Genomic DNA, 8304 nt, shown 5'->3' on the forward strand with positions numbered 1-8304 from the left:
TGTAAGGAGGGAATGAACGGAGGCGTAGCGAGGTCGGGGGTGGCCGTTCAAGAAGGAACAGCCGGGGCGTAAGCATACGCCATTGCCCAGTGCGTTTGGATAAATTGTGCGGAAGAAATGTTGCTATTTTTCTGTAGGCGGCAGGGCCGCTTTCATCGCTGGCCAGTGACGGCTGGTCAAGGGCAGGCAGGCCGGGCAGGGCGTGGCGTCGATCAGGCTTTGGATCTGCTGCGCGCGCGCCGCCGTTTGCGGGTGCGAGGAAATCCATCCCGGCACCTTGGCCTGATCCTTGCCATCGAGCCTCTGGAAAAAACGCAGCATGCCGTCGGGGCGGATCTGCGCGCGCTGCAAGGCCAGCAAACCGAGCCGGTCCGCTTCTTCCTCCATGTCGCGGCTGAAATACAGGGTGCCGGCCTGGTGCGCCAGCATGGCGGCCACGGCGCTGATGTCGCCGATGGTCAGGCCCACCAGGGCGCCCCAGCCCAGGCTGCTGATCATCTGCCGCAACGAATGGCGCTGTTCCACGTGCTGCACTTCATGCGCGAGCACGCCGGCCAGTTCGCCCGGGTCCCCCGCCTGGCGCAGCAAGCCCGTATGCACGACGATGATGCCGCCTGGCATGGCAAACGCGTTGACCGTGTCATCCTGCTTGACCAGCCAGCGGTACGGGTAGCGCGAACCGGCCGTCAGCGTGCGGCCGATGTCCTGCACCGTCTGCTGCGCCACGCCGCTCTCGACGATGCCGCCCTGCGCGCGCACTTGCGCCAGGGCCAGTTCGCCCAGCTGCTTTTCTGTCGACAGGGGAATCCATCCCGCCAGCACGCCGATGGCGTTGCTTCCTTGCCACCACAACAGGGCAGTGGCGACGACGGCCGCGCCCGTCAAACCGGCCAGCCAGCCCGACACCTGCCGCCGGTTGCGCTGGCGCTCGCCCCACAGGCGCTGCAGTTGCGGCTGCAGCGCGGCCGGCGCTTCTTTTAGCACGATGGCGATGTCGTCCGCTGTCAGCGGCTTGAGCGAGGCTTGCCGTCCTTGTTCTTCGAGCCAGTTCAGGAACAGTTCCGGTCCGTCGACACCGCCCACGCTGACGACCAGCTGCGCCACGTCGACATCATGGCCGGGCGCATCGATGGTCAGCTGGCTGCCGAAGAAATGCGCGCTGACGGCTGTGCCCGCCGGGCCGCCGTCGGGGCCGCTCAGCAGTGCCCGGAATGGCGTCATGCGGCGGCCTCGGCAAAGCGGCTTTCGTACAGGGCGGCCATCAGGTCGGACTGGCTGATGATGCCGGCCAGGCGTTCTTCCTCGTCGAGGATGGGAATATGGTGATAGCCGGCGTCGGCCATCAGGGGCACGAGATCGATGATGGGCGTGCCGAGGCGGGCCGTGTGCGGCGACGCCGTCATCAGCTGTCCCACCGCTTCCGGCTTGTCGCCGTGGGACAGGCCGCTGCGCTGCAGCAAGCCGCGCAGGCGCTGGCGCATGCCCTGGTAATCGTCGAGGCCGCCATGGCGCAGGAAATCCGTCTGCGTGATGATGCCGATGACGCGGCGCGCCCGGTTGACAACGGGCAGGGCGCCTATATCGTGCTCGCGCATGGTGCGCCATGCAACATCGAGCGGCGTGCCGAATTCCACGCTGAGCACGTCTTTCGACATGATGTCGGCGCAGGTGACGACGCCGAAGCGGCGCTGGTAGGCGCGCATTTCCGTTTGCAGGAAGATCGCCTGCAAATCGTCGCGGCTGATGTCGAGCACTTCACTGTGCTGGCGCAAGACGGCATCGAGGTCGTCCGGTGAAAAGCCCAGGCGGTTGCTGGGCACCTCATCCTTGGTGGCGTGCGGATGCGGCGCCACCAGTTGCTGGACGTGCGGGTAGCGGCGTCCCGTCAGGTTGTTGTACAGCACGGCGCAAGCGACCAGCACGGCGGAATTGAACAGTACGGTGATGAAGACGAATTCAAAGCCGGCCGCATGCACGCTGGCGCCGCCGACGACGGTGGTGAGCGCCACGGCGCCGCCAGGCGGATGCAAACAGCGTAGGGCAAACATGGCGCCGATGGCCAGGCAGGCGGCCAGCGCCGCCACGCCCACGCTGGATCCGAACCATTTGACGCAGGCCATGCCGACCAGGCCGGAGACGACGTTGCCGCCCACCACGGACCACGGTTGCGCCAGCGGGCTGGCCGGCAGGCAGAACAGCAGCACGGCCGAGGCGCCCATGGGCGCGATCAGGTAGACGCTGGCGCTGTCCGGGGCCAGCAGGAAATGGCAGATTAGGCCCGTCAGCAGCAAGCCGCAGATGGCGCCCGCGCAGGCGCGCAATTGTTCGCGGCGGCTGCCGTTGTTCGGTTGCGGCAGCCAGCGTGCCAGGAAAGAAGTCGTCATGGGGAGGGCGCGTTCGGGCCGCGTTGCTCAGTGTGAGCCCGATATTATCCCATGCGTTCCATTTCGCTGCCGGTGGGCATTAATCCTCGGCGCAGACGGCCTGCAAGCCGTGCCGTGCCAGCAGTTTCCTGGCGGCCGCGATGGCGGACGGCGCCGGCTCGCTGCTGGCGCAGGCATAGATGTCATTGAGGATCGTCGCCGCATCTTTGCCCGTGACGGCGGCCATCAGCTCGGTCAGGTTGCGGTCGGAAAAGTGTTCATACAGCAGGGCCAGCACGGCGAAATATGCCGTATCGGGCATGCCGCCGGGATAGGCGTCGCGCAACATGCGCGCGGCGCCGGACAATGTCGGGGGCAGGGTATCTGGCATGCTCAAGCGGCTTCTCCTGGGTGGTGCTCTGATACGTGCTTATATGTTTTCCGCATAAGCACAGTGCAATTAAATGGTGGATATTTCTTACAAGCAGGCATATTCTAGACAATCACGCCCGCTGGCAGCTGTTCAGCTGGCTTCACGATTTCTCTCAGGAGCCCTGCATGCGCCTTTCCCGTTTCGTCGCCCCATTCTTTGCCAGCCTGCTGCTTGCCGGTACCGCTATTGCCGCCGCCCCCACACCGGCCAACCCGGTCGCCACGCCGCATCTGCCGTACAACGCGGCGGCCGACGCCAAGGCCGACGTGGCCCGCGCGCTGGCCGAAGCCAAGGCGGCGCACGTGCCTGTCTTGCTGATCTTTGGCGCCAACTGGTGCGAGGATTGCCGCGCACTCGACAAGGCCTTGAAGGAAGGCAAGAACGCCGAGCTGATGCAACAGCAGTTCAAGGTCGTCAAGGTCGACGTGGGTAACTTCGACCATAACCTGGACGTGGCGCAAGCCTATGGCAATCCGCTCAAGAAAGGCATCCCCGCCGCCGTGCTGGTCTCGAGCGACAACAACCAGGTGCTGTACGCCACCAAGGGCGGCGAACTGGCGAATGCCCGCCGCATGAGCGAGAGCGGCATCTATGATTTCTTTAAACAAGCCGCCAGCGTGAAAGCGCCGGCGATTTAAGCGTTTTTCAAACTTCCTTAAAACTCTTCCCACGCATCGCTGGCCGGCGCTTTCGGGCGCGCTGGCGTGGGCAGCATGGGCTTGTGCGCTGGCTGCCGAGGCTGCTGCTGCTGCTGCTGCTGCTGCGCCGCATGCCCCGTTTCTTCCAGCTTGAAAACGCTGACCACCTGCGCCAGGCGTCCCGCCTGGTCCTGCAGGGATTGGGCCGCCGCCGCCGCTTCTTCCACCAGCGCTGCATTTTGCTGGGTCGCATCATCCATCTGCGTGACCGTGGCATTGACTTGCGCGATGCCCTGGCTTTGTTCCTGGCTGGCCGACGCGATCTCTCCCATCAGGTCTGCGACTCTCTGGACGGAGACGACGATGTCCTGCATGGTGGTGCCGGCCGAGTCGACCAGCTTGCTGCCCGCTTCCACCTTGCTGCCCGAGTCGACGATCAAGTCCTTGATTTCCCGGGCTGCTGCCGCTGAGCGTTGCGCCAGGCTGCGCACCTCGGTTGCCACCACGGCAAAGCCGCGGCCCTGTTCGCCCGCGCGGGCCGCCTCGACGGCAGCGTTCAGGGCGAGGATATTGGTTTGAAAGGCAATGCCGTCGATCACGCCGATAATATCCGCGATCTTGCGCGAACTTTCCGTAATCGCGCCCATCGTCTGCACGACTTGGCCGACCACTTCGCCGCCCTTGACGGCGTGGCCCGAGGCCGACACCACCAGCTGATTCGCCTGGCGCGCGTTGTCCGCATTCTGTTTCACCGTCGACGTCAGCTCTTCCATGGCCGCCGCTGTTTCTTCCAGGCTCGATGCCTGGGCTTCCGTGCGGGCAGACAGGTCCAGGTTGCCCGACGCGATCTGGCTCGATGCACTGGCAATGGCCCCGGTACTGTCGCGAACTTCGCGTATCGTCACGTTCAGCGACGCGACGAAGCGGTTGAAGGCAGCGGCCAGCGCGCCGACCTCGTCTTCCGATTCCACGGGCATGCGGCGGCTCAAGTCGCCATTCCCGCTGGCGATTTCACTGAGCATGTCCGCTGCCCGCGCGACGGGCGCGGCGATGGCGCGGCTGATGACATAAATGATGCACAGGGCGATACCGCCACCGACCAGGCCGGCAATCAGGGCGGCGATCAGGGCCGAGCGCGTGACATTGCCCAGCACTTCCGCTTCCGGCACTTCGGCCACCACATATAGATTGAGTTCCGGCACGAAGGACGCGGCGACGAACTGGCGTCCCGCAGGCGCGTCGTAGACGGCGTACGCGTATTTGTTGCCGGTCAGCAGGCTCTTGCTCAGGCTATCGCTAAATCCGGGTAAATCCTTGAGCAGGTGCTTGCCGTCGGACAGGGCCGTGTCGCGGTGCACCAGCAGCACGCCATTGGCGCGCGCCAGGTAGACATGGCCCGTCTGGCCGATCTTGTAGCTGCGGATGGTGTCGGCCAGCGCATTGATGGACAAGCCCAGGCCGGCCGCGATCTGCTTTCCGCCCGCCGTCTGGCCGCGCGCATTCAGATAGAGCATCAGGTCGCTGGAATTGTCCGCCTTGTCGATATCGAGCGTGTAGGCCTTGTCGCCGGCCAGCAAGCCATAAAACCACTGGTCGGCGGCCTGGTTCTTGTCCAGGGTGCGCAGCAAGCCTTCCGTGGTGAAGTATTTGCCCGTGCTGGCGGAAGCCCAGTTGATCGAGGCGGCCTTGTTCTTGTCCTTGACCACGGTAGCGTAGCGCTGGAAGGTGGCGATGCCGCTGTCGGGCAAGCCGGCGTCTTCCCAGTCTTGCAGATAGACATCGTTGGCCATGGTTTGCACCACCGACAGGGGTTGGCTGATCTGGCGCAGCACGTCGTTGCGGATCTCGCCCACCTGGGCCGGCAATTCCTGGCTGACGACGCGCTCGCGCACGTAATCGCTGCTCATGCGCACGCTGAGGAAAGACGAGATCGCCATGAAGAGCAGCAGGCACAAGCCCATGCTGAACAGGAGTTTTTTCTGGATGGAGAGGCGGCGGAGCAGAGACATGGAAGACCTTGGAGGATGGCCTGCACAATAGACAGAAAGCGGGCAGGCGAGCGGACAGTATACCGGCCGCGCTGCGCGTCCCGCCGCACGAATGCTGCTTTTTGTTTACTTATGTTGCGTTGCGGCAACGTACTTTCCCCATCTGCCCCGCATGGCCGGAAAACGCCTCAGGCAGGCAAGCCGTGGGCGATCAATTCCAGCGGCAATTCCGTGCTGCACTTGATTTGCTCCATGGAAAAGGCGGACGACACGCCCGTCAGTTGCGCGGCCTTGATGAGTTTTTTATAAAACGTGTCGTAGCCCTTGATGTCGGTGGTGACGACTTTCAGCAGGTAGTCGATGTCGCCGCTCATGCGGTGAAATTCCTGTACCTCGGGTAAGACGATGACGGCGGCGGCGAAGCGGCGCAGCCATTTTTCATCGTGCTGCCCCGTGCGCACGCTGACGAAGACGGTCACGGGCAAACCCACTTTTTGCCGGTTGACGATGGCCACGCGGCTCTCGATATAGCCGTCTTCCTCGAGGCGCTTGACCCGCTTCCAGCACGGCGTGCTGGACAGGCCGATCTTTTCGCTGAGGGCGGCGATCGACAGGGTGCCGTCCTGCTGCAGGGCGGCGAGGATGGCGCAGTCGAATTTGTCGAGCGAGGCGTTTGGTGAATTCATTTTAATATTCCGGTTTTTATGGCATGAACATGCTGCATAGTAGCGTAGTTGCAGTGTCTTTTGGCATATCTTCACGGGGACCGGCCGGTAGACTATCGAGATGGCCCAGCTGCCTGCGCTGCGCCTTTTTAACTGCGCCCTTTTTATAGAATATTCGGACTGCCATCATGAAAGACATCTACCTCGACAGCAATGCCACCACTTGCGTGCTGCCCGCCGCCGTTGCCGCCGCCCGGCAAGCGATGGAGCAGGGCTATGGCAACCCCAGCAGCACACATGCGACGGGTTTGCAGGCCAAGGCCATGATGGATGGCGTGCGCCAGCGTGCCAGCGGCTTGCTGGGCGTGGGCGACGGCCGATTGATGTTCAACAGCGGCGCCACCGAGGGCATCCAGACGGCCGTGCTGTCGGCCCTGTGTGCGCTGCGCGAACGGCGCGACGCGGGCAAGCGCATCGGCAGCCTGCTGCTGTATGGCGCGACCGAGCACAAGGCCGTGCCGGAGAGCCTGGCGCACTGGAACCGTTTACTGGGCCTGAAGCTGGAAGTGCGCAAGCTGCCCGTCGATGCGCAGGGGCGCCACGACCTGCAGGCGCTCGATGCGCTGATCGGCGAGGCGGCCATGCTGTGCACGATGGCGGCGAATAATGAAACCGGTGTCGTCAGCGATTTGTCCGCCATCGCCCAGCTGCTGCAGGAACGCGGTGCCGACGCCTACTGGATGGTCGATTGCGTGCAGGCGCTGGGCAAGCTGAAACTGAACCTGGCCGCCACGCGCATTGACTACGCGCCGTTTTCCGGCCACAAGCTGTATGCGCCCAAGGGCATCGGCATGCTGTATGTGCGCGCCGGCGCCCCGTTTACGCCCTTGATGATGGGCGGCGGCCAGGAAGCGGGCCTGCGTTCTGGCACGGAAAACATGGCCGGCATCGCCGCGCTGGGCGCCGTGCTCGCCGCGCTGGACGATGGCAAGACCTTCCGCAGCCACGCCGACCTGGCCGCGTTCCGCGAGCAGCTGGTGGCCAGCCTGGAACACGCTTTCCCCGGCATCGTGTTCAATATGCCGTTCGATCTGTCCTTGCCGACGACGCTCAATTTTTCCGTGCCGGGCCTGTCCTCGAAAGAGCTGCTGGACCTGTTCGACGCGGCGCGCGTGCGCGTCAGCTCTGGCAGCGCCTGTTCCGCCGCCAAGGCGCTGCCAAGTTATGTGCTGGAAGCGATGCACGTGCCGCAATGGCGCGCCAGTTCCGCCATCCGGCTGTCGTTCGGTCCCCTGATCGATGCGGCGACGGTCGCTTCCGCCTGCGCGCGCATCGAGCGCTGCGGCGAAGCGCTGCGCAGCAGCTGTCTGCTGCCGTCGGCGCTGGCGCCATCGCCGCAGGACGGCATAATCCAGCTGAGCGTCGACGGCCAGTGCACCTGGCTGCTCAGCGACGCCGCCAGCGCCAGTTGCGTCGTCATCGATCCCGCCGCCGCGCTCGTGCCGCGTCTGGCCGCTTTCATCCGCTGCCAGCACCTGGCCTTGCGCGCCATCGTGCACACGACGGCGCCAGCGGACCATGGCGCCGCGCGTCTGGCGCTGCTGCAGGAACTCGCTATCGAGCAGGTGGGCCGCGTCGATATCGATGGCGAGCTGGCGCTGGGCCGGCAGCGGCTGCGCCGCATCGAGTGCGGCGAAACCCATGTGTACCTGCTGGAGCAGCGCTTCGCCTTCATCGGCTCCCTGGCGCCCGAGGCGTTGACCCCCTTGCTGGATGCGGCGCTGCTGACGCAGGACACCGTGCTGTGCGCGTCCGGCGACGACGGCAGCATCTGCGGCACCGTGCGCACGGTGCAGAACGGTAGCGTGCCGGCCGCCGAACTGCAGCTCGACGCGGCCGCCTTGCCCGCCTTCCTGCGCCAGCATCCCGACGCCATCCTGATCGACGTGCGCGAAGCGTATGAACACGCGGCGTGCGCCGGCACCGTGTTCGAGGGCTGCGAAGTGCGCAGCGTACCGCTGAGCCGCTTGGCGGGGCAGGTGGCGGCCTGGCTGCAGCAGCCGCAGCGCCCGCTGGTGTTTTTCTGCCGCAGCGGCAACCGCAGCGCACGGGCCGCCGCCTGCCTGCGCCGCCTCGGTCACGGCGCGGCATGGCAACTCAACGGCGGCATGGCGATGGCGGAGGCGACGCGCCATCCGCTGGCGATTGCGGCCTGAA

The 8304-nt window shown here is 65.1% G+C and carries 7 protein-coding genes; 2 read left to right on the forward strand and 5 right to left on the reverse strand.

Features of this window, described 5'->3' with window-relative positions:
• Nucleotides 1-123: 123 nt before the first annotated feature.
• The 3 genes from D9M09_RS28445 to D9M09_RS28455 form a co-directional block, all read right to left on the reverse strand.
• Nucleotides 124-1221 (reverse strand): M48 family metallopeptidase, encoded by a 1098-nt coding sequence (locus tag D9M09_RS28445; protein WP_121670896.1) that lies wholly within the window; start codon nt 1219-1221, stop codon nt 124-126.
• Nucleotides 1218-2384, reverse strand: a complete 1167-nt coding sequence (locus D9M09_RS28450; RefSeq protein WP_121670897.1) for an HPP family protein — start codon at nt 2382-2384, stop codon at nt 1218-1220. The genes D9M09_RS28445 and D9M09_RS28450 overlap by 4 nt, the downstream gene beginning before the upstream one ends.
• 79 nt (nt 2385-2463) lie before the next feature.
• Nucleotides 2464-2754, reverse strand: a complete 291-nt coding sequence (locus D9M09_RS28455) for a DUF3349 domain-containing protein (protein ID WP_240453684.1) — start codon at nt 2752-2754, stop codon at nt 2464-2466.
• A 167-nt stretch (nt 2755-2921) separates the two neighbouring features.
• Here D9M09_RS28455 and D9M09_RS28460 point away from each other — a divergent pair, with 167 nt between their 5' ends.
• The gene (locus D9M09_RS28460; RefSeq protein WP_205602315.1) at nt 2922-3434 is read left to right on the forward strand and encodes a thioredoxin family protein; all 513 of its coding nucleotides are present in this window, start codon (nt 2922-2924) and stop codon (nt 3432-3434) included.
• Nucleotides 3435-3451: 17 nt separating this feature from the next.
• Here D9M09_RS28460 and D9M09_RS28465 read toward each other — a convergent pair whose 3' ends face one another.
• Together D9M09_RS28465 and D9M09_RS28470 are read right to left on the reverse strand one after the other, a co-directional pair.
• A complete protein-coding gene (locus D9M09_RS28465) occupies nt 3452-5443 on the reverse strand; it encodes a methyl-accepting chemotaxis protein (protein ID WP_121670899.1) in 1992 nt (663 codons plus the stop codon).
• A gap of 167 nt (nt 5444-5610) precedes the next feature.
• Complete coding sequence (locus D9M09_RS28470) at nt 5611-6108, reverse strand: Lrp/AsnC family transcriptional regulator (RefSeq protein ID WP_070223410.1); 498 nt, start codon at nt 6106-6108, stop codon at nt 5611-5613.
• A gap of 167 nt (nt 6109-6275) precedes the next feature.
• Here D9M09_RS28470 and D9M09_RS28475 point away from each other — a divergent pair, with 167 nt between their 5' ends.
• The gene (locus D9M09_RS28475; protein ID WP_070310045.1) at nt 6276-8303 is read left to right on the forward strand and encodes an aminotransferase class V-fold PLP-dependent enzyme; all 2028 of its coding nucleotides are present in this window, start codon (nt 6276-6278) and stop codon (nt 8301-8303) included.
• The last annotated feature ends 1 nt before the right edge of the window (nt 8304 follow it).

Origin of the sequence: Janthinobacterium agaricidamnosum, from assembly GCF_003667705.1 — a bacterium.
Lineage (GTDB): Bacteria > Pseudomonadota > Gammaproteobacteria > Burkholderiales > Burkholderiaceae_D > Janthinobacterium.

Bases quoted from the DNA above. Each gene is read 5' to 3' on its own strand.
- D9M09_RS28450 (WP_121670897.1), bottom strand. From the start codon at position 2,384: ATGACGACTTCTTTCCTGGCACGCTGGCTGCCGCAACCGAACAACGGC.
- D9M09_RS28455 (WP_240453684.1), bottom strand. From the start codon at position 2,754: ATGCCAGATACCCTGCCCCCGACATTGTCCGGCGCCGCGCGCATGTTG.
- D9M09_RS28470 (WP_070223410.1), bottom strand. From the start codon at position 6,108: ATGAATTCACCAAACGCCTCGCTCGACAAATTCGACTGCGCCATCCTC.
- D9M09_RS28445 (WP_121670896.1), bottom strand. From the start codon at position 1,221: ATGACGCCATTCCGGGCACTGCTGAGCGGCCCCGACGGCGGCCCGGCG.
- D9M09_RS28475 (WP_070310045.1), top strand. From the start codon at position 6,276: ATGAAAGACATCTACCTCGACAGCAATGCCACCACTTGCGTGCTGCCC.
- D9M09_RS28465 (WP_121670899.1), bottom strand. From the start codon at position 5,443: ATGTCTCTGCTCCGCCGCCTCTCCATCCAGAAAAAACTCCTGTTCAGC.
- D9M09_RS28460 (WP_205602315.1), top strand. From the start codon at position 2,922: ATGCGCCTTTCCCGTTTCGTCGCCCCATTCTTTGCCAGCCTGCTGCTT.